Source organism: Mycobacterium saskatchewanense (genome assembly GCF_010729105.1).
GTDB classification, from domain to species: Bacteria; Actinomycetota; Actinomycetes; order Mycobacteriales; family Mycobacteriaceae; genus Mycobacterium; species Mycobacterium saskatchewanense.
In genome coordinates this window covers 5,227,532-5,248,347 of the sequence record NZ_AP022573.1, presented here as the reverse complement: position 1 = coordinate 5,248,347, position 20,816 = coordinate 5,227,532, and the positions used below count along the sequence as shown (strand labels likewise).

Here is a 20,816-nt window from a genome sequence, read left to right as displayed (position 1 = left end):
CCTACTCCGATCTGGCTGGGATAAAGCGACGCGAAACAACCCCCGCTCTGCCGGCCCGATGCCTGCTACATCAGGCCGCCGCGCCATGGATCGAGCAACCCCTAACGAAAGTGATTCACCCGCAAAGGACTATCAAGACCGAAGGTCCACGCCAAATTACCGGCTCTATCGAAGAGACGTGCTGCGTTTGTACACACAGTGAAGAGTCGACGGCGGCCAGCCTGATGCTGACTGCTTAACACCACAGTTGCGCACCAACGGCCATCTAGCAACGGACTACGAACGCAACCTGCCCAAATCGGTCGCTGGCTCCCAGGGTATGCCATATGCGGCACAGATAGAAGATTGAACGTGAACCACTGCCGGCGGTGTTGCTGGGCAACGTGAATCCTGGCGGGGCGGACGCGCTGACGATCCACTGGGGTGGCACCGACGATTTCGGCATCTTGGCGGCGCCAGGGGCCCCGTTCGGGTCTGGCGGACGCATGTGCAGGGAGCACGCCAAACCGACCCGGCGCCGCTGCACGGCTGGCGGATCCGGAACGACTGGCGCATGATCACGCCATGAGACGCGAAGTGGGCGCCGAAATGGAGGTCGAAATCACCGCACCCACGACGCTGGAGTTTCAGATTGCTGTTGCCCCGCATCCGGGCGCCGAGGTCTTGGAATCGCTGCGCTTCGTCTTGAACGGACGGCCCGTCCAGCCCTTGGAAGTCAGCGGTGTACATGGCAACCGCATCCATAAGTTCGACGCGGCGGTGGGCACACTGAAAGTCGACTACGCGGCGACGATCGTGGGTCGGACTGATCCAGCTCCGGTGATCGAATACGACCTGTCGATGTATCTGCGACCTAGCCGCTACGCCGAGGCTGATAAGTTCTACGGTTTCGCTGCAACCGAATTCGGCACCTACGGTGATTCGGCGACGCTGTTGGAGAACGTCAGCTCGTGGGTGGGAACCAGACTGAACTATGTGCCTGGCTCAAGCGATCCGATCGACGGGGCGGCGGACACCCTGCTCTCCGGTGCCGGTGTGTGCCGCGACTACGCGCATCTGGTGGTGGCGCTGCTGCGTGCGGTCAACGTCCCGGCCCGCCTGGTGTCGGTGTATGCGCCGGGCTTGTACCCGATGGACTTTCACGCGGTAGCCGAGGCGTTTGTCGAGGGGCAATGGCGGGTGGTCGATGCGACGCTGCTAGCGCCGCGGCAAACCCTGGTCCGCATCGCCACCGGTCGTGACGCCTCCGACACCGCCTTTCTCGATAATCACAGAGGCGCGATCACGCTGAACCAGCTGGTGGTGACCGCCGTCGTTGACGGCGACTTACCCCGAGATTCGATCGACCAATTCGTCTCCATCCGTTGAGAACGCCGACCGGCTGATTGCGACGATCAACCAACATGCCGTCACTCGTTCTTTCTGGACCATCCGAGTAGTGTGGGAATCATCGGCGATATTTCGTACCTGACTATTCAAAGCCATGTCGTCGTCGATCCGAACGATTTGACCGGTATCGCGGTCAAGACGGGAGCGTCGCCATGACGCTGAAAAAAGACCAGATGAATGCTGGGCACCGGCATACCCCACCCACGCACACGCCCCGCTTGAGGCTAAAGCCCAAGGCGCCCCAGAGCGGGTATGTCGACGGTGCGTGGTGGCCCCACAGTGAGGACCTCACGGCGGAGCTACCGGATCTGCTGTCCGTACTGTCAGTTCGACTCGGCCCGATTGCCCGCGTGATCTACAACATCAACGAATGGGCAAAGGCGCCCGCAAAATTGGCGACAGGGGGACGAACGGTACGACTCGACGGATATCGTCTCCAGCCGGTCAACACCGTCGAAGTTCTTGGGCTCAATCGCGAGAAAATCGTCCTATTGGTGGTTTCCCCGCACGCCGACCCGGACCATGCACACACGATCATGATGACCGCAGCCGGCCCAAGCAATGCCTCGACCGTCGAGGGGCTCATGATCAGCACGGAAGAAAGGGAGACCCGGGTATAGACCCGCGCAGGGCAGTCATCGCGCAAAACCACTGGGAATCAAAAAGGCTCACCCGATGCATTGCCACTCCTGATTTCGTACGTCGTCACGCCCCACAACGGGGCTATGCTGTAGATATCGTGTGCCGCCCGTTCAGTAGCCATCTGCGATAGCAAAATTAGTAGATCGGAGCGTCACGTGGCTCTTGCTTCGCCAGCCCCTTCAGGCACGACCCGATTAGCGCTATGTGGACGCGACAATACAAGCGGCGCCGTAGACGGCGCCTGGTGGCCAAAGAGCTTGGACCTGAGCTCAGAGCTACCCGACTTACTTACTGTATTCGGTTTATGGATTGGCACAGTGCACCGAGTCGTTTACGACCCGAGCGGGTGGTTGCCCGCGCCTACACGAATTATTCGTCGGACCGAGATGGTTTCACTCAATCCATACCGCCTGGTTTTCAGCGACACCATCTATCTAGCGGGTACCCATTCTCGCAACGCGGCGCTGTTCGTGCTATCGCCTTCGAGCTCTACAGAGGAGGCCCGACACCTTATGTGTGAGGTTTGCACTTCAGCAGAACCGATGAATGCGGGACGGTTGCGCCAACTCCTCCGCAAATGCGCCTCAGGGTTCGGGAGCTCGGAGCAATCGGCACCGTTAAATCCACACGAAAATTCCTTGCGCTGATCGGTCATCGTCCTCCTAGGCGACAAGGCTCCTGTTGTTTGTCGGCTCTTAGGTTTTACATGCTAGAAAGCGCTGTCCCGACCCCGGGTATGTCGACGTGCCTCGAATCGGGCTAAGAACTCGCGGTCATCGACTTGCTGTTCCGCGTAAACCTCCGATTTGTAACGATGCCGACCCTTCCGACGGGTCAGCTCGCCAGTTGTCCCGAAGCGTTGCGGCCTCCGTAGATGCCATACTCATGCTGGGTGACGGCGACGTCGCCCCGGTTCAGCAACCCGGCGCATGCTGCGACGGATACCGCTGAGCCGTTGACCAGCTGTCCGACGACACGGACATTCGAGGACGGCGGGCCGTCGGACAACCGCACGACGGTACTCAGAATCCAGAAGCCCGACGCGTCAGAAAATCACTGTGCCCCGGGGTAATCCATGAAAGATAAAATTAAAACAAGGCCTTCAAGGTGATCCCAACCAGAGGTGGTCACCTTGGGTGCCCGGCGTGAGCGGTTGCTCGATGCGATCAACGGCATATGGCCGACTCAGCCCGGACTGCCTGGATTTCCAACTACTTTGAGGATACACGCCCAAAGGTGTCGGTGCGACCGTGGAAGGTCCCACTAACTCCCGGCCGTGGCGTACAGTCGGAGAATCGGGACCAACCAGGGCCCCCATAAACAAAAGGGCCAGCGATGTCCGATAAGTCTCCTCGACAAGCAATGAGCAAGAAGTCCGGAAAGTCATTGAAGGAAAAACGGGCCGCCAAGCACGTCAAGGCCGCGCGCCGCGCTGCCACCACCGAGGCATTGGTTCGTGACGAGAAACGCTGAGGTGTAACACCGTTCGTTCGCGCGAAGTGGACAGCATCAAAGCCACGACGAGTCGCCGTTCGCCTGAGGAGCCACGTCGGCATGCCAACGCCGCTGAACGCCTTGGATTCTGACTCAGCCAGTGCGGCCTGCCGCTTAGTTAAAACCAGCAACAACACACCCGATCGCGGCGGATGCGGTGCACGCGGCGGTCGCTTATTCCTTCTCATCGCCTGGCTTGCTCAGCACGCGGTCGGGTGGCGATGGCGATGTCGGTAAGGCACCCGGGATGGGGACTTACGGCCCTAGCCATGTTGTGAAACATCCGGGGATCATTGGATCCGGGTCAGGCGAAAGACCAGCGGTGAAGCCACGAATAGATCTCGCTGCAGCGGTATGCGGCATATGGTTGCGGCCGAATCCTCCAGCTCGCACCAGTGCGGTCGTCCGTCGAGGACATGACATCGCTGAATGGGCCATACCTGCCAGACCTATCGGCAGCAAATCGGCAGCACCTGAAAGCTGCCGTCATGCGTCAACTTCTCGGGTCGGACCAGTGCAGCGAGCTTCCAACGGCTGACCAAGGAGCGGAATGAAAAAAGACCAAGCAGACCAATTTGAGCACGAGCTGATGCAGCCCCTCGCGCAGGCCCTTCGGACAAGACTGGGTGCTGCAGGGGAGGTCCACGTCAACAACGAGCCGCACCTGATCAGTGGTGATTGGGTTGTGTATGCCACTTGGCTCGAAGTCGTCCTCAAAGATGCACGAACCGAAGTCATCTTCAGGCCCCTCGGCCGCGAAGACTTCTCTGCGGTCTGGCAATGGGGCAAGAACGGCCGATTCATTTTCCCGATTCCGCAAGGCGGCGTCAATGGCGGCGACAGCGCTCGAGCGTCCATTGACGCTGTCGCCGAACGCATCCTCCAAACCGCGAGTATGTGGCACGAGGAGCCGCCCGAGTCGTTTGGCTGGTCGGTCACCTGAAAGCAACTTTCCGCCAAGGCAAACTTCGACGTCGACGGGGCGAAACGGGGCACGCCGTGACCGCGGTGCCAGAGTCGCTCATGATCAACGCTTCTGCGGTTCCCTCTGCGGGCGCAGGTCTGGCGGCCCTACGGATTTCCAGCATGATGAGCGAGGTGGGCATGCTGTCTCGAACGAAAAGGGTAGACACCCGTATTAGCCAAACTCACTTCCTGACGAGCTAATGGGGTCAGCAACAACAACGCTGCGCCTCCCGGGCTAGTTACCCGCCCAGGGCGGTGTGGCCGCGGCGGTAACTGAGCGGCCGGAGCGGTGACCACCTCCGGCGCCCGCCACGTGGCAGTCCGTACGGTCACCGCGTTCAGCATTCCGAGTACGCCCCATGGGGTATGGTTTATTGCGGTTGACTCCGCAGCCTCCCGGAAACGTCCGGTGGCGACCGGTACCAGGTCCCCGCCGTAACGTGTCTGCAGATACGGTTAATCCGACAGTCAAAGGGTTGTACGTTCGCGCTGCCCGTGACAGATTCCGCTGCTGAGGGGGCACGCTCTGCCGCTGCAGTCACAGTCGGCCTGCTTCCGGGCGGGCGGCATCGTGTCGCAGTGGCACCAGCGGTGTTGGCGCTCCCGCAATCTCGGTCCAAGCCTCGCGGCTCGACACCGACGCACAGGCTTCACTCGTGCGTGCGCGTCCCTCACTCGACGCCGCGATTCACGGCCGGAGGCCAATTGCGGCGCCGCGCCGGAGAAAAGGAATGGTCTTGAGCAGATTCACCGAAACGATGTACGGCACCGCCCAGTCCAGTTCGAAAGGCCTGGTCACCGGGGAGCCGAACTGTCCCGTCCGGCATACCTGGGGCGAGGTGCACGAGCGGGCCCGTCGGATCGCGGGTGGCTTGGCCGCAGCCGGCGTCGGGCGCGGTGACGCCATCCCTGTGCTGGCCGGCGCCCCGGCCGAGATCGCACCGGCGGGGCAAGGTATCTGGATGCGCGGCGCCAGCCTGACCATGCTCCACCAGCCCACGCCGCGCACCGATCTTCAGCGCTGGACCATGGAAACCACCGCCGTCATTGGAATGATCGGCGCCAAGACAATGGTCATCTCCGACCCGTTTATGGCCGCGGCCCCATTGCTGTCTCAGCTCGGTGTGCGAGTGCTGATCGTCGAGCAGTTACTCGACAGCAGCCCGGTCGATCCGGTCGAGACCGATGACGACGACATCGCGCTGCTGCAGTTGACGTCGGGGTCCACCGGGTCGCCCAAGGCCGTACAGATCACCCATCGCAACGTGGTATCCAACGCCGAGGCAATGTTCATCGGCGCAAGCGTCGACATCGACACCGACGTGATCGTGAGCTGGCTGCCGTTGTTCCATGACATGGGCATGACGGGCTTCTTAACCGTGCCAATGTATTTCGGCGCCGAGCTGGTCAAGGTAACTCCGATGGACTTCCTGCGCGACACCCTGCTGTGGGCCAAGCTCATCGACAAGTACAAGGGCACGATGACGGCGGCGCCGAATTTCGCCTACAAGCTGTTCGCCAGACGCCTTCGCAAGCTGGCCCGGCCCGGCCAGTTCGACTTGTCCACGCTGCGATGGGCACTGTCGGGCGCCGAACAGGTCGAACCCGCCGACGTCGAAGAACTCTGCGAAGCCGGCAAGCCGTTCGGGTTACGCCCGGAGGCGATCCTGCCGGCTTACGGCATGGCCGAGACGACCGTGGCGGTGTCTTTCTCCGAGTGCGGCGAAGGCCTGGTGGTCGATGAGATCGACGCCGACCTGCTCGCCATGCTGCATCGAGCCGTTCCGGCGACCAAAGGAAAAACCCGTCGGCTAGCCACGCTCGGCCGTCTGCTGAGGGGGCTGGAGGCCCGCGTCGTCGACGAAGATGGCGACATCCTGCCGGCCCGGGGTGTCGGGGTGATTCAGGTGCGCGGCGAACCAGTGGCGCTGGGCTATGCGACGATGGGCGGTTTCGTTGCGGCGCAAGATGACCAAGGGTGGTATGACACGGGCGATCTGGGCTACCTCACCGAGACCGGACGTGTCGTGGTCTGCGGCCGGGTCAAGGACGTGATCATCATGGCCGGCCGCAACATCTACCCGACCGACATCGAACGCGCCGCCGGGCGCGTCTCGGGGGTCCGCCCCGGCTGCGCCGCGGCCGTGCGCCTGGATGCCGGACACCCACGAGAGACGTTCGCTGTCGCTGTGGAGTCCAATAACTGGCAGAACCCCGCCGAGGTACGCCGTATCGAGCATCAAGTGGCCCACGAGGTGGTCGCCGAGGTCGATGTCCGGCCCCGCAACGTGGTCGTGCTCGAGCCGGGAATGATCCCCAAGACGCCGTCGGGGAAGCTGCGGCGCGCACACGCGTTGGCGCTCCTCGACTGACTACTCGGAGGCGGCGAAGAGTAAGTTTGTCGGTTACCAAGGGTGCACGGGGAGGAGGGGATGTTGGCCGACTTCGACGCCCAGCCCGGTCGCAAAGCGCCGGCACAATCCGAACCCTCCCCCACCCAACGGGAAGCAGACGAGGCCGAATTGTATGCCGGGCTCCGCGGAGTGTCCGGGATTGTGGCCGGCGCCCAAGGAGTGATCGACATCCTGGGGGACGTGGCGGAATTCGCCGCCCAGGCGATTCCCCGCGCAGACGGTGTGGGCGTGGCATTGATCGACCCGAGGTGCGGCATACACAGCGTCCAGACCTGGGCGGCGACAGCGGTACTCGTGCACGAGATCGACACCGTTCAGTACGACGAACTGCACGAGGGGCCATGCATAACATGCATGCAGTCGGGGCGGCCCGCAGTGAGCGGATCGCTTGGCAGTGACAATCGTTGGCCGCACTTCGGTGGCCGGGTAGCCCGGATGCACGTGCATTCCGCGCTCGCGCTGCCGTTGATCGTCGGCGACCAGGTGATCGGTGCGATCAATGCCTACGCCAAAAGCCGCGACGCCTTCGGCGAGCACGCGGTGCGGTTGGGGTCCCAGTTCGCCAGGCCCGCCGCGGTATCGGTGCGCAACGCGCAGTTGCTAGCCAACGCCCAGGAACGGACGATGCGATTGCAGCGCGCGTTGGACAGCCGCGCAGTGATCGATCAGGCGATCGGCATCATCCGCAGCAGATCGGGCAGCAGCGCCGAGGAGGCCTTCGGCCGGCTCGCCCATATCAGCCAGACCGAGAACGTCAAGCTGAACGTCGTCGCCGAACGGCTGGTCGAAGAGGCCGTGCGGCGCGCCCGCGCACGGCATCGCTGAACCGGTTATCGCGGTGGCGCGGCCGCGAGTTCGGTCAACTCCGCCAGCAGCAGCGGGCGGGAATCCCGATCGGTCATCAAGCTGCGGGCGACGTCGGTCAAGTGTTTGCGTTTGGCCCGCGCGTAGGTGCGCAACAGGTGGAACGCCTCCTCCACGGACACACCCAACGCTTCACGGAGGAAGCCTTTGGCCTGCTCGATGATCACGCGGCTGGTCAGTGCGGAGCGTAGTTGCGGCATGACGGTAGCGGGTGTGGGCGGATGTTCCGCCAGGATCGCGACGCATGCGATGTGAGTCAGGGCCTGGCCGACGAGCAGGTCGGCCTCACTGAGCTCGCCCGGGCGAGTACCGAACAAACCCAGCGCGCCCAAGACGATGCCGGCGGCGCGCATCGGAACGGCGTGCACGGAGGCGAAGCCCGCCCCGATCGCGGCGGGGACAAACCGCGGCCACCGCCCCGCGACCCGTTGGACGTCGGCGACGGAAACCGGTCGACCCGTGACATAGCAGTCCACGCATGGGCCTTCGTCGGCTTGCAGCTGGAAGAGTTCGAGTTCGCGGGCCTGCTCCGAGGTGGCGGCCAGCAACCGGAGCTGGTGCAGCGGGTCGGCGAGCAGAAATCCCGCGGCCTCGATGTCGAGCAGCTCGGCACATCGCTCGGTGAGGTCGGTCAGCAGGTCGACGACATCGAAGTCGTCGAGCAGGCTGTCCACGAGCGAGACGACGGCGTCCAGCACGCGGGTTTCACGGGGAGTGTCAGTCACAGTGCCTCCTTCCCGGACTGTTCCTGCCTATGCGAGCGCATCAGTCGGCCTCGAGCTTCACCCGGCGCTCGAGGATGTCGCGGGCGACGTCGGTGGCGCTGCGGCCGGTGGCGTAAGCGTGAGCGCGCAGGCGGACAAGGGCCTCGGCCGGCTCGACCCCCAGCTGGGCGACGAGCATTCCGGTGGCCTGGCTGACCTCCGAACGGCTCAGCATGTTGAGTTCGGCCCAGGCATTGCTGTTGGGGTCAGCCACGGCCGCCTGCAGGTCGGCGTCCAGGAGGTCGAGGAGTGGGATGCCCGCAAGCTCCGCGGCGGCGACCGCGCCGACCAAATCCTCGTCCGGCAGTGGGCCGGGCTGCGCACGAAACAGGTCGAGGGCGCCGACGAATTCGCCGGCCACGACGACCGGTATCGCATAAACGCTTCTGATGCCATGAGCGAGCATGGCGGGCCCGTAGGCGGCCCACCTAGCCTCGCCGGGATCGGCGAGGTCGACGACCAGAATCGGAATCCGCCGCGTGACAGAATCCAGGCACGGTCCCTCGCCGAGCGTGAACTGCAATTCGTCGTATATGCGCGCGGACGGGCTGCTGGATCCCAGTGTCCCGCTGTTAGCGCCGTCGAAGACGAGCGAAATAGCCGCTGCGTCAACCTCGAGGAAGACCACGCAAGCGTGGCACAGAGAGTCGGCGGCTTCTACCCCGTGCCGACCGTCAACGGCGGCGAGCAGCTGCTCGTGGCCCGCCACATTTAACCGAACACGGTTCGGCCCGATGCTGAAGCGCCAGGGGGTCTCGGCATTAGCATCCCTCCACCTTTTCTAGTTCGAGGGCTTTGACGAGCGTACCGCTGCTGCCACAGGACCGTTCCGCTCTCATGGGGCAGAGCGGAGAGAGCAACCGCGAGAGCCCACGTAGCCAGGCGCGAACGCTAAAGAAGTTCGGTTGTGCCGCAGCATGACCGGCGACGTTGCCATAGGGCCGACCGCGGTTGGCTGATGCACCGGGGCGCTGATGGGACGAAGCGGGGCTCTCGCTCCATACGGGCTAAGCGGCGGTCCGATTGCTCTCAAAGCTCGGCCGATAGCCGACTCGCGTCGCGGCCTTCACGGCTATCTCACAAGCGTCAAAGCGAAACGACGGCCCGGACGGCCGTTGAACCCACGACCCATCTGACCCATGCGTTGTAGACCTGGAAGCACTGGACCCGGGTGGGTTCGAGGGCGTTGTCATGATGCTTTGGCATACCTGCGAACTAACTCGTCTTCTCCGTACGTCCCCGTGTGCTGCTGGCCCTCGTTGTCGCGGCCGAAAAATGTCCACTGCCGTGGAGTCGTCTGCGGGCCGCTGATGAGCTTGACCGTGTAGCGCAAATCTGTGGCCTTCATCGTGCCGATTACGTCGCCAACCCGGATCTGCGACGGATGAATTTGGGGTGCGTCACGCCAGTTCTGTATGCCCATGCCACCGGTCCCGTCTGTTGTCATCACAGTACCCTCGATTCGCGCCCCGCGCCGAAAGTTGGGGTCAGATAGGCAAGTGCCGCCCCCTTTAACACGGCTTGTGCATGTCCTCGAGCAGCGCCGTGTCCCGCCGTTTTCGCCCCGTCATAGGCAGCGGCGTAGTTGTTCCCACGCTCTACGGTGCGATCATGTGCGCGGCGCGCTGTCGGAAAGCGGTATTCCGCGATGTGCCGATCCAGAGTGCGGCGGATCCTACGCAAGGCGCCACTGCCGATGGTGCGCTTGACGGTGATGCCCAAGAACGACTTTGGTGGCCCGGCTGCACCGCGCCGGCCTCCCTCGATTGCGGGTGACCAACAGCGAGCTCATCGAGAGCAGCCGACCGTGACGATCGATTTAACGATTTTGACCGACCGATGCGCCGCTTCCGCCCTAGCTGGCTGACGAGTGCGACATCACCGTCATCGGCTGAATAGCCAAGGTGCACAGGCGTTTTAAACATCCTTCGATACACCCTCGCCGAGGGCCGCCCGGGTAAGTCGGAGACTTTGGGATCTGAGAACTCAGCCGGCGGCTAGTTGTCGTGACCTGACACGTTGTTGTCAGGCAGCGAGTCGGCTGATCGGTGGTTGTCCGCCGAGGGCGGAGTGGCCTCGTCGAGTGTTGTAGTGGCGAAGGAATTGGTCAAGGCCGCGTCTGCGCAGGGTGTTGTTGGTCCAGGGGCGGGCGTAGGCCCATTCGTTGAGCAGGGTGCGGTTGAAACGTTCTGCTTTGCCGTTGGTCCAGGGACAGCCGGGTTGGGTGAATCGGCGTTTGAGTTGCCAGGCCGAACAAACCCAGCCCCAGTCGGTGCCGCGTCGGTAGACCAATGCGTTGTCGGTCAGTAGCCGACGCACGCACGCCGTGGGCGGTGAACCAGGCCAGTGCCCGGTGGAGAAACCCAGCGCACGTCGGGTCCTTCTCATCGGGGAGCACTTCGCTGTAGGCCAGCCGGGTGTAGTCATCGATGGCAGTGTGGACGTAGTCGTAGCCGATCTTGGTCTTCTTGTGCCGGTGGGCTACTGAGACCGCGGCGTGGCGGCCGTGCAGCCGCCACCCACCACCGGGGGGGATGCGGCCGAGCTTTTTGACGTCGACATGAACCATGGCCCCCGGCGTGGGGTGTTCGTAGCGGTTGGGGCTGCGTCGAGAGCAGCGCACCGCCGCGCCGGTGATCGGGTCGATCGCACTCAGATGCGGCATCTGGTGGCGCGCCAGGATCCGCCCAACCGTCGAAGGAGTCAGACCGAGTTCGGCGGCCAGCACCACAGCGCCGCGCTTACGGCGTCGGCGGGCGGCGAGCACCTTCTGCTCGACCTGATAGCTCGTGCGGTTGGGCATCCGGATCGGCCGTGACGAACGGTCGGCCAACGCAGGATTGCCGCCCTGGGCATATCGGCGCAGCCACTTGTACACCGTTGCCCGCGAAATCCCCAGTTGCTCAGCCACACGCGCGGCCGGCCACCCAGCGGCGACACGCTCAACGATCAACCGACGAGCGAACACATTGGTACGGGCGTTAGCGTGAGACACAAGGACCTCCTACGGGTGAATGCCAGACACATCCACTCCGTCAGGAGGTCCTCCCACTTTCAAGCAGGCACGCCGTTAACAACCTCCCGGGTCACGACAGCTAGTTTCTGGTGTTGTCGATGGGTGGGATGTCGCCGCGGTATTCGTAGAGCCGGCTGTGGTTGAACCGGTGGACCCATTCGGCGGTGGCGAGTTCGACTTCTTCGGCCCTGCGCGAGGCTTGACGCGGTTTGATCAACCCGGTCTTGTACGGCCGATGCCCACGTGATCCGAACCGATGACCGCGACGCCGCCGAGCAGGCCGCGGCCTTTGATCGGTGACCCCTGACCCCAGCGAACACGACAGCTGACGATTAGCGGTGCTAATGCTCCCGAAAGTGTTCGCGACGGCGATGAAAATGGCCCCCGGAGTCTCCTCCGAGGGCCATTTCCGCTGGTAGCGGGGACAGGATTCGAACCTGCGACCTCTGGGTTATGAGCCCAGCGAGCTACCGAGCTGCTCCACCCCGCGTTGGGTAAATGCCAGGTTACCGAACCTTGGTCGCGGCGACCAAATCGCGCGCTGACCAGCGCCGTCTCACCAACATGCGCGCGCGGTCGCCGGGGCGAGGCGCCGAAACGCCTCCGCCGGCTGCAGACCGATGATCGGACGCCCGTCGACCATCCACGCGGGGGTGCCGTCGACGCCGGCCTGACGGCCCACCCACTCGGCCTGGGCGACCGCCGCCACCGCGCTGCCGTCGGCCAGGGCGGCGCGCAGCCGGCCCACGTCGACCCCGGCCATCCCCACATGTCGATCGATGACCGCCGGATCGTCGATGTCCTCGCCCCGGACGAAGTGGGCGTCGAACAGGGCGCGGCGGACGTCGTCGAACGCATCGAATTGATGGCGCCGGACCCACTCGGCGGCCGCCAATGCGCGTCGGCTGTGCGGTATCCGCCGCGGCCAGCGCAACTCGAACCCCACCGCCTCGGCCTCGCGCTCGATGGCGGTGTGCCTGGATCCGTACCCCGGCCGCACCGGGAGACCGCCGCGGGGCATGGCCGGATGCGCTTGGAATGGCAACTCCACGACGTTGAAACCCGCCTCGGCGAGCAGCGGTGTCCTGGCTTGCCCGATGTAAGAGAAAGGACAGACGAAGTCGTACCAATGCAACACCGTGTACCGCTCGTCGTAATAGATCTCACTCATGTGTTCTCTCCCTCGTGCGGCGTGGATTCACGGATCAGCCGTTCGGTCACGATGCTGAGCAGGTCGGCGGCATGCGTGGTGCAGCGCTGCAGATCGGGCTCGATCTCGTGCAGGGTGCGGACGGCCGCGAAGCGAGCCGCGCGGGCCTGAGTGCTGGTGAGTGTCGAGACGCCGGCGACGGCGAAGGCGGGGACGCCATGCTTGTGGGCGCGCCGCGAGACGCCAATGGGTGCCTTGCCGCGCAGAGACTGAAGGTCGAGCGATCCTTCGCCGGTCACGACGACCTTGGCACCCAGGAGGTTTCGGTCGAGCCCCACAAGATCGAGCACCATCTCAATGCCCGGCCGCATGCGTGCGCCCAGCACGGCCACCGCGGCGAACCCGACCCCGCCGGCGGCCCCGGCGCCGGGTGCTTGCCGGCAGTCGGTTCGTGTCGCGACGTCGACGACGTCCGCCCACCGGCACAGGGCGCGGTCGAGCGCCACTACCTGGTCCCCCTCGGCGCCCTTCTGCGGCCCGTAAACGATTGCGGCGCCGTGCGGTCCACAGAGTGGGCTGTCAACGTCGGCGGCGAGCGTGAAGGCGCATTCGCTGACGGCCGGGTGCAGCCCACTCAGGTCCAGCCGGGCGGCCTCGGCCAAACCGCGACCGCCCGGGCCGACGGGGCTGCCGTCGTCATCGAGTACCCGCGCGCCCAGGGCCATCAGCATGCCGGCACCGCCGTCGGTGCTCGCGCTGCCACCAAGGGTGATCACAATATCGCGGCATCCGTCGTCGAGCGCCTGCGCCACAACGCTTCCCAAGCCGTAGCTGGTAGCGGTCATGGGCGCCGGAGTCGCCGAGGGCAGCCGCTGCAGCCCGCACACGTCGGCCATCTCGACGATCGCGCGCACGCCCATCCGGGCGTAAGCGGTGTCGACCGCCGCACCAGTGGGACCCGCGACACGGGCGGGGACCCGTTCGAATCCCGCCGCCACCACGGCATCGAGGGTCCCCTCCCCACCATCGGCCACCGGACAGGCGATCGCGGTTGCCGTGGGGTCTGCGCGCCACACGCCCTGCGCCATCGCCCGCGCGGCCTGCTGGGCCGTCAGCGAGCCCTTGAACTTGTCCGGCGCCAGCACGATGTGGCCTGCCATCAAACGACCATCCACCCGAGCCACGACGTGCTTTGCAGGTACACCAGGATGCACATCAGGGCAAGCAGGAGCATGCTCCACTTGAAGACCTTGCGGAACAGGTCTCCCTCCTTACCCTTCATCTGCACCGCGGCGGTCGCAATGACCAAACTCTGGGGCGAGAGCATCTTTCCGATCACCCCTCCGGACGAGTTCGCCGCCGCCAGCAGCACGGGGTTGAGGCCGGCGGCGTTGGCTGCGCTGACCTGTAGCGCGCCGAAAAGCGAGTTCGCCGAGGTGTCGGAACCGGTGATGGTCACCCCGATCCAGCCGATGATCGGCGAGAACACCGCCAGCAGACTACCGGCCCCGGCAATCCATAGACCCAATGTCGTTGTCTGGCCGGACAAGTTCATCAGGTAGGCGAGCGCCAGCACCAGCCCGACGGTCAGCGTGGCGGTGCGCAGCTGGGTCACAGCGCGTACGTAGGCCTGCACCCCCTGGCGAGCCGAGGCGCGTAGCACGAGCATGCTGAGCAGCCCGCACAGGAGCAGCAATGTGCCTGCGCTGTAGAGGAAGTCGAATTTGAAGACGGTCACCGCGGAAGCTTTGTGTGCGGCGTTGGCGATGTGTAGCCCGGGCCATCGGAAACTGGTGCCGCCGTGCTTGAGGGCGGTGCCGACCGGTCTCCACACCGACAGCGCGAACACCGCGACGATGATCAGATACGGCGCGTAGGCCACCATGACGTCCCTCGGCTTGTCGACCACGTCCTCGGCCGCCGCCCCGTTGACCGCGGCGGCCGTCGGCGACAAGACATCGACCCGGCCGTTGCGCGGGTGACCCGAAGCCACCGGCGGCTCAGTCACCTTCGCCGTGTCCCTGACCTGCCCGGTGCCCGCGACATCTCCGGCCTCTTCGACTTCATCCCCGGTCGTGACCAACGGGACCTTGGGTTGCCACACCCGCAGTAGGGCCACGATGGCGCCGGCACTGAGGATGGACGCGGCGATGTCGGTGAGTTCCACCGAGAAGTTGGACAAGACAAACTGGGCGACGGCGTAGGTGACGCCGCCGACCGCGGCCGCGGGCCAGGTCTGCCTGATGCCGTTTCGCCGATCAACCATGAAGATGAGGATGAAGGGCACGACGCAGGCCAGGATGGGGGTCTGCCGACCGACCATCGCACTGAGCTCAGCGACGGGCAGACCGGTGACGCCGCCCAGCGTGATGATCGGGATTCCGACGGCACCGAATGCCACCGTGGCGGTGTCGGCCACCAGCGCCAACGCCGCCGCCCTCAGCGGCGAGAATCCCAGAGCGATCAGCATCAACGATGTGATTGCCACCGGTGTTCCGAAGCCCGCCAACCCCTCGATGAGGGCGCCGAAACAAAAGGCGACGATGAGGGCCTGAATCCTCCGGTCGGGCGAGACCGACGCCATGGACCGACGCAGCACGCCGAGATAGCCGGTCGCCACCGTCAGGTTGTAAACCCAGATTGCGTTGAGTACCAACCACATAATCGGGAACATGCCGTACGCGAAGCCGAGAACTGCCGAGTCCGCGACCTGCCCCACGGGCATGTGGTAGACGAGCCCGGCGATCAGGGCGGCAGTCGCGACGCCGAAGGCGGCGGCTAACGGCGCGCGCACCTTCAGCCCGCCGAGGAGCACGAACACCACGAGCAGCGGCAGCGCGGCGACGGCGGCGCTCCAGCCCAGCGAATGCGCGACGGGGGTGAAGTCGGGCTGGAACATCACAGCACCGCCCCGGGATTGAGGATGTTCTGCGGATCCAGCGCGCGCTTGATGCGCCGGCTCAGGTCCATCACGTCGGGACCCACCTGTTCGGGCAGCCAGGCCTTCTTGAGCCTGCCCACGCCGTGCTCACCAGTGATGGTGCCGCCGAGTTCGATTGCCAGTTCCATGATTTCACCGAAGGCGAGGTGTGCGCGCCGTGATTGGTCGGCGTCGGCCGGGTCGTGCACGATCATCGGGTGGGTGTTGCCGTCGCCGGCGTGCGCGATGACCGCGCACACGATGTCGCGCCGTTCGGCGATCGCCTCGATGCCCTCGATGAGCGCTGGTAGCGCGGGCAGGGGCACCCCGACGTCCTCCAGCAGGAGGTGGCCGAGCCGCTCGACGGCCGGGATGGCGAATCGCCTTGCCGCGGTGAAGGCTTCGCCCTCCTTGGGGTCGTCGGTGGTGAAGACATCGGTGGCGTGGTGGCGCTCGAACGCCTCCGCCATGAACGCGATCTCCTTATCGCGCTCGCCGGTAGCGTCCGACTGGGCGATGAGCATCGCGTGGGCCTGTAGGTCCAGGCCCATCTTGAGGTGGCTCTCCACTGCGGAGATGGAGGCGTGGTCCATGAATTCGAGCATCGCCGGCCGCATCACCCGCGTGACGGCGCAGACCGCCTCCGCGGCGTCGTGCACCGACGAGAACGACGCCACCACGGTGCTTGCGGGCGGCTGCGGCGGCAGCAGGCGAAGCGTCAGTTCCGTGATGACGCCGAGCGTTCCCTCGCTTCCCACGAAGAGCTTGGTGAGCGACAGTCCGGCCGAGTCCTTGAGCCGGGGTCCGCCGAGCCGCACCGTCGTTCCATCGGCGAGGACGACCTCCAGGCCAAGGATGTAATCGGTTGTCACCCCGTACTTCACGCAACAAAGACCGCCGGCGTTGGTCGCGGCATTACCGCCGATGGAGCAGAATTCGAACGAGGATGGATCCGGCGGGTACCAGAGGCCGTACTCGGCGACCGCCCGCTTCACTTCCGCGTTCATCAGCCCGGGCTGGACGACAGCGGTGCGCGTCACCGGATCGACCTCGATGTCGCGCATCAACTCCGTGGTCAGCACGATGCTTCCGTCGACGGCGGTGGCGCCCCCCGACAACCCGGACCCCGCGCCGCGCGGCACCACCGGCACATCGGCCGCACTGGCCCAACGCATCACCGCCTGCACGTCTTCGGTGCTCCTGGCCCGCACCACGGCGAACGGCCGTCCCGCATCCGGATCCATCGCCCGGTCTTGCCGATAACTTTCGATCACGTCCGGATCGGTGACGACCGGCACGTTCGGAATGCTGGTGACGAGATCGGTGCTGCGTTCGTCTAGTGCCGTCATTGGCAATCCTTTTCTTGCGCGGGCAACGTCGCGGCGGGTGATTCGATTTCGGATCGTGGAATACGTGTTTCGCTTCTGGCCATAGTGGCATGGGTCACGTTCCACGGTCAAAGACAACATTCGTTGTCACAGTAAAACCCCTGGAAAGGGCGAGTGCCAAGCGCTATTCGGGGCGATCCAGGTGCACAGACGCTTGACAAGAACCCCGCGTTCGGCGTTCACTCGTTTCATAATTTGATGTTGTATTTCCGTATCGCGGAATATCAATGGGCGTCAGAAGCTCCCAACCGCCCAGGAAGGACTCCCGTGGCATCTGCGACTTACACGGTGAACTGCTCGATTCTGTTCACCGACCTGCCCGTACTGGACCGGCCGGCCGCGGCCCGAGAGGCCGGGTTCGAGGCGGTGGAATTCTGGTGGCCCTTCCCGGAGCCGACACCCTCCGATGCCGACGTCGACGCGTTCGTCCGCGCCATCCGTGACGCCGGAGTACAGCTCAGCGGGCTGAACTTCGCGGCGGGCGACATGGCGGAGGGTGACCGCGGTATTCTGTCGAATCCCGCGTATGTCAAGGTCTTTCGTGACAATGTAAGTATCGCAGTCGGCATCGCCGAGGCGTTGGGCACCAAGGCCTTCAACGCGCTCTACGGCAACCGCATTGCCGGGGTGGCCGACGTCATACAGGACGACGTGGCCGCCGACAACCTCGCGTATGCGGCACGGGCCGTGCAACCCATCGGCGCCACCGTACTCGTCGAACCGGTCAGCGGCGCGCCGCGCTACCCGATCAAGTCGTTGGCGGACGCCGTCAAGGTCGTCGACCGGGCGGGAGAGGGCAATCTGCGCGTTCTTGCCGACCTGTATCACCTGTACGTCAACGGCGACGACGTGACCGGCGCACTCGGTGCCTACGCCGACCGCGTCGGGCATGTGCAGATCGCGGACGCGCCGGGACGCGGCGAGCCGGGAACCGGCCAGATCCCACTCGGCAGCTACCTCGCGATGCTGCTCGACCGCGGGTACGGCGGCTACATCGGACTGGAGTACAAGGCGACCACGCCGGACCCCTTCGACTGGTTACCCCGGGCCGAGCGCGGTCGCGGCGGCGTCGACACTTCATCCTTGGCGGCACTCGCGGGAACGAGGGAGCAATGAGCACGATCGCGTTCATCGGCCTGGGCATCATGGGCAGCCCCATGGCGTGCCACCTGGTCAAGGCCGGCCACTCCGTCGTCGGGTACAACCGTTCCCCACAGCGCACCGCTGCGCTGGTCGAGGCGGGCGGTGTCGCCGCCGAATCGATCGAGGAGGCGGTGAAGGGTGCCGACGTGGTGGCCATCATGGTGCCCGACTCGCCGGATGTGCAGGATGTATTGCTTTCCGAGAGAGGTGTTTTCGCACACGCCCAGCCCTCCACCCTGATCATCGACTTCTCGTCGATCCGGCCCGACGTCACGGCGCAGTTGGCCGAAGAGGCGACACGGCGGGGTTTGCGCCTGATCGACGCCCCGGTCTCGGGCGGCGAGGCCGGCGCCAAGAACGCGTCGCTGTCGATCATGGTCGGCGCCACGGACGACGACTTCGCCGCAGCAAAGCCCATATTGGAGGCCGTGGGCAAGACGATCGTGCACGTCGGCCCCAACGGGGCCGGACAGACCGTCAAGGCCGCCAATCAGCTGATCGTGGCGGGCAACATCGAACTCCTCGCGGAGGCGATCACGTTCCTGCGCGCCTACGGTGTCGACCTCGACGCCGCGGTCAAGGTGCTCGGCGGCGGCTTGGCCGGCTCGGCGGTGCTGGATCAGAAGGCTCCGAAGATGTTGGGCCGCAACTTCGAGCCGGGATTCCGGATCGAACTGCACCACAAGGACCTGGGCATCGTGACCAGCGCGGCCCGTGAGGCGGACGTCGTCATCCCACTGGGCGCGGTCGTCGCTCAGCTGATGGCGTCCGCGCTGGCCAACGGCGACGGCGCCCTCGATCATTCCGGCCTGCTGCTCGGTGTCGAGCGGTTGTCCGGACGCGGGGAGGGCTAGGCGCGATGACGCGGATGCGCACGGTCGACGCGGCCGTCAAGATCCTGGAAATTGAGGGCGCCACACAGGCATTCGGCCTGCCGGGCGCCGCCATCAACCCCTTCTACTCGGCCATGCGCGCCCACGGCGGGATCCGGCACGTTCTGGCCCGCCACGTCGAGGCGGCCAGCCACATGGCCGAGGGCTACACGCGCGCCGCCCCGGGCAACATCGGCGTGTGTATCGGCACGTCCGGCCCCGCGGGCACCGACATGATCACGGGCCTGTACTCCGCCAGCGCGGATTCCATCCCGATCCTGGCGATCACCGGCCAGGCGCCGGTCAACAAGCTGCACAAAGAGGACTTCCAGGCCGTCGACATCGCTGCCATCGCGGCGCCGGTGACGAAGATGGCAATGACGGTGCTCGAACCGGGCCAGGTGCCCGGCGCGTTCGCGCAGGCCTTCCACCTGATGCGTTCGGGACGACCCGGCCCGGTGCTCATCGACCTGCCCATCGACGTCCAGATGGCCGAAATCGACTTCGATCCAGCGACATACAATCCCCTGCCCGTCTACAAGCCCGCGGCCAGTCCCGCGCAGATCGACCGGGCGCTCGACATGCTGGTGACGGCCGAGCGACCGCTCATCGTCGCCGGCGGGGGCATCATCAACGCCGACGCGTCCGATCTGCTTGTCGAGCTCGCCGAACTGCTCAACGTCCCGGTGGTGCCCACGCTGATGGGATGGGGCGCCATCGCCGACGACCATCGGCTCGCCGCTGGGATGGTGGGCCTGCAGACCGCCCACCGCTACGGCAACGCGACCATGCTCGAATCCGACTTCGTCCTGGGCATCGGCAACCGGTGGGCCAACCGCCACACGGGCGGACTCGACACCTACCGGCGCGGCCGCCGCTTCGTGCACATCGACATCGAGCCGACGCAGATCGGCCGCGTATTCACCCCCGACCTGGGCATCGTCTCCGACGCCAAGGCCGCGCTGGAGATGCTGGTCGCCAAGGCCGCGGAACGAGTCGCCGAGAGCTCGCTGCCGGACTGGAGCGGCTGGGTCCGCGACTGCCAGGAGCGGAAGAGAAACCTGCACCGCAAGACGCACTTCGACGACGTCCCGATCAAGCCGCAGCGCGTGTACGAAGAGATGAACCGGGCTTTCGGACGAAATGTCCGGTACGTCACCGCAATCGGGCTTTCACAGATTGCCGGCGGCCAGTTCCTGCAGGTGTTCAAACCCCGGCACTGGATCAACTGCGGCCAGGCGGGGCCGCTGGGGTGGACGGTGCCCGCTGCGCTGGGGGTGGTCACCGCCGAGCCGGACGCCACCGTGGTCGGGCTCTCGGGTGACTACGACTTCCAGTTCCTGATCGAGGAGCTTGCCGTGGGAGCGCAGTTCAACCTCCCGTACGTCCATGTCGTGGTGAACAATTCGTACCTCGGGCTGATCCGCCAGGCGCAGCTCAACTTCGACATGAACTATTTCGTCTCCCTCGCATTCGACAACATCAATGCTCAGGAGTCCGGCGACACCGACCTCCCCAAGGGCTACGGCGTCGACCACCGCAGCGTCGTCGAAGGCCTGGGGTGCAAGGCCATTCAGGTCACTGAGCCGGACGGGATCGGGCCCGCGCTCACCCGGGCGCAACAGCTCGCCCGCGAGCACAAGGTCCCCGTCGTGGTGGAGATCTTCCTGGAGCGGATCACCAACATCGCGATGGGCACCGACATCGACAAGATCACCGAATACAACGAACTATCGGCATCCGTCGACGACTCGCCGACCGCCGCGCTGCTCTACGACTGACCGCCAGCGCTCC

16 protein-coding genes, 1 tRNA gene and 2 pseudogenes are annotated in these 20,816 nt (G+C 65.1%); 9 read left to right on the top strand and 10 right to left on the bottom strand.

Annotation, left to right across the window (positions count from 1 at the left end; genetic code table 11):
* The first annotated feature begins 564 nt into the window (after window positions 1–564).
* From G6N56_RS24540 to G6N56_RS24520, 6 genes are all read left to right on the top strand, one after another.
* On the top strand, window positions 565–1,368 hold the full coding sequence (locus G6N56_RS24540; protein WP_085257490.1) for a transglutaminase-like domain-containing protein: 804 nt from the start codon (window positions 565–567) through the stop codon (window positions 1,366–1,368).
* 173 nt (window positions 1,369–1,541) lie between these two features.
* Complete coding sequence (locus tag G6N56_RS24535; protein WP_085257491.1) at window positions 1,542–2,009, top strand: DUF5994 family protein; 468 nt, start codon at window positions 1,542–1,544, stop codon at window positions 2,007–2,009.
* A gap of 177 nt (window positions 2,010–2,186) precedes the next feature.
* Window positions 2,187–2,678 carry a DUF5994 family protein gene (locus G6N56_RS29905; protein ID WP_408632650.1) on the top strand — a complete coding sequence of 164 codons (492 nt, stop codon included), beginning with the start codon at window positions 2,187–2,189 and terminating at the stop codon, window positions 2,676–2,678.
* 1,397 nt (window positions 2,679–4,075) lie between these two features.
* Window positions 4,076–4,468 (top strand): hypothetical protein, encoded by a 393-nt coding sequence (locus G6N56_RS24530; protein WP_085257493.1) that lies wholly within the window; start codon window positions 4,076–4,078, stop codon window positions 4,466–4,468.
* Window positions 4,469–5,228: 760 nt separating this feature from the next.
* A complete protein-coding gene (locus G6N56_RS24525; protein ID WP_085257498.1) occupies window positions 5,229–6,863 on the top strand; it encodes a fatty acyl-AMP ligase in 1,635 nt (544 codons plus the stop codon).
* Window positions 6,864–6,926: 63 nt separating this feature from the next.
* Window positions 6,927–7,730: a GAF and ANTAR domain-containing protein gene (locus tag G6N56_RS24520; protein ID WP_085257499.1), complete on the top strand. Its 804-nt coding sequence runs from the start codon at window positions 6,927–6,929 to the stop codon at window positions 7,728–7,730.
* A gap of 5 nt (window positions 7,731–7,735) precedes the next feature.
* Here G6N56_RS24520 and G6N56_RS24515 read toward each other — a convergent pair whose 3' ends face one another.
* The 10 genes and pseudogenes from G6N56_RS24515 to G6N56_RS24470 form a co-directional block, all read right to left on the bottom strand.
* Window positions 7,736–8,494, bottom strand: coding sequence for a GAF and ANTAR domain-containing protein (locus tag G6N56_RS24515; RefSeq protein ID WP_085257494.1), 759 nt, complete (start codon window positions 8,492–8,494; stop codon window positions 7,736–7,738).
* 40 nt (window positions 8,495–8,534) lie between these two features.
* Entirely contained in the window at window positions 8,535–9,242 is a 708-nt protein-coding gene (locus G6N56_RS24510; protein ID WP_085257495.1) for a GAF and ANTAR domain-containing protein, read from the bottom strand.
* Between the two features lie 480 nt (window positions 9,243–9,722).
* Complete coding sequence (locus G6N56_RS24505; protein WP_085257500.1) at window positions 9,723–9,956, bottom strand: hypothetical protein; 234 nt, start codon at window positions 9,954–9,956, stop codon at window positions 9,723–9,725.
* A 602-nt stretch (window positions 9,957–10,558) separates the two neighbouring features.
* Window positions 10,559–11,528, bottom strand: a pseudogene (locus G6N56_RS24500) (IS481 family transposase).
* Between the two features lie 100 nt (window positions 11,529–11,628).
* A pseudogene (locus G6N56_RS24495) lies at window positions 11,629–11,778 on the bottom strand (IS3-like element IS987 family transposase); the annotation flags it as partial.
* A gap of 184 nt (window positions 11,779–11,962) precedes the next feature.
* A tRNA-Met gene (locus G6N56_RS24490) sits at window positions 11,963–12,039 on the bottom strand.
* 66 nt (window positions 12,040–12,105) lie between these two features.
* Window positions 12,106–12,720, bottom strand: a complete 615-nt coding sequence (locus G6N56_RS24485; RefSeq protein WP_085257910.1) for a DsbA family oxidoreductase — start codon at window positions 12,718–12,720, stop codon at window positions 12,106–12,108.
* Window positions 12,717–13,859, bottom strand: a complete 1,143-nt coding sequence (locus G6N56_RS24480) for a glycerate kinase (protein ID WP_085257911.1) — start codon at window positions 13,857–13,859, stop codon at window positions 12,717–12,719. The genes G6N56_RS24485 and G6N56_RS24480 overlap by 4 nt, the downstream gene beginning before the upstream one ends.
* Window positions 13,859–15,598 carry an L-lactate permease gene (locus G6N56_RS24475; RefSeq protein ID WP_085257912.1) on the bottom strand — a complete coding sequence of 580 codons (1,740 nt, stop codon included), beginning with the start codon at window positions 15,596–15,598 and terminating at the stop codon, window positions 13,859–13,861. The genes G6N56_RS24480 and G6N56_RS24475 overlap by 1 nt, the downstream gene beginning before the upstream one ends.
* Entirely contained in the window at window positions 15,598–16,968 is a 1,371-nt protein-coding gene (locus G6N56_RS24470; RefSeq protein ID WP_085257913.1) for an FAD-binding oxidoreductase, read from the bottom strand. The genes G6N56_RS24475 and G6N56_RS24470 overlap by 1 nt, the downstream gene beginning before the upstream one ends.
* Before the next feature lie 306 nt (window positions 16,969–17,274).
* Here G6N56_RS24470 and G6N56_RS24465 point away from each other — a divergent pair, with 306 nt between their 5' ends.
* From G6N56_RS24465 to gcl, 3 genes are read left to right on the top strand one after another with little or no spacing between them, the layout of a single operon-like run.
* A complete protein-coding gene (locus tag G6N56_RS24465; RefSeq protein ID WP_085257914.1) occupies window positions 17,275–18,123 on the top strand; it encodes a hydroxypyruvate isomerase family protein in 849 nt (282 codons plus the stop codon).
* A complete protein-coding gene (locus tag G6N56_RS24460) occupies window positions 18,120–19,004 on the top strand; it encodes a 2-hydroxy-3-oxopropionate reductase (RefSeq protein WP_085257915.1) in 885 nt (294 codons plus the stop codon). Before G6N56_RS24465 ends, G6N56_RS24460 begins: the two co-directional genes overlap by 4 nt.
* A gap of 5 nt (window positions 19,005–19,009) precedes the next feature.
* Window positions 19,010–20,803 carry a glyoxylate carboligase gene (gcl, locus tag G6N56_RS24455; RefSeq protein WP_085257916.1) on the top strand — a complete coding sequence of 598 codons (1,794 nt, stop codon included), beginning with the start codon at window positions 19,010–19,012 and terminating at the stop codon, window positions 20,801–20,803.
* Window positions 20,804–20,816: the final 13 nt, after the last annotated feature.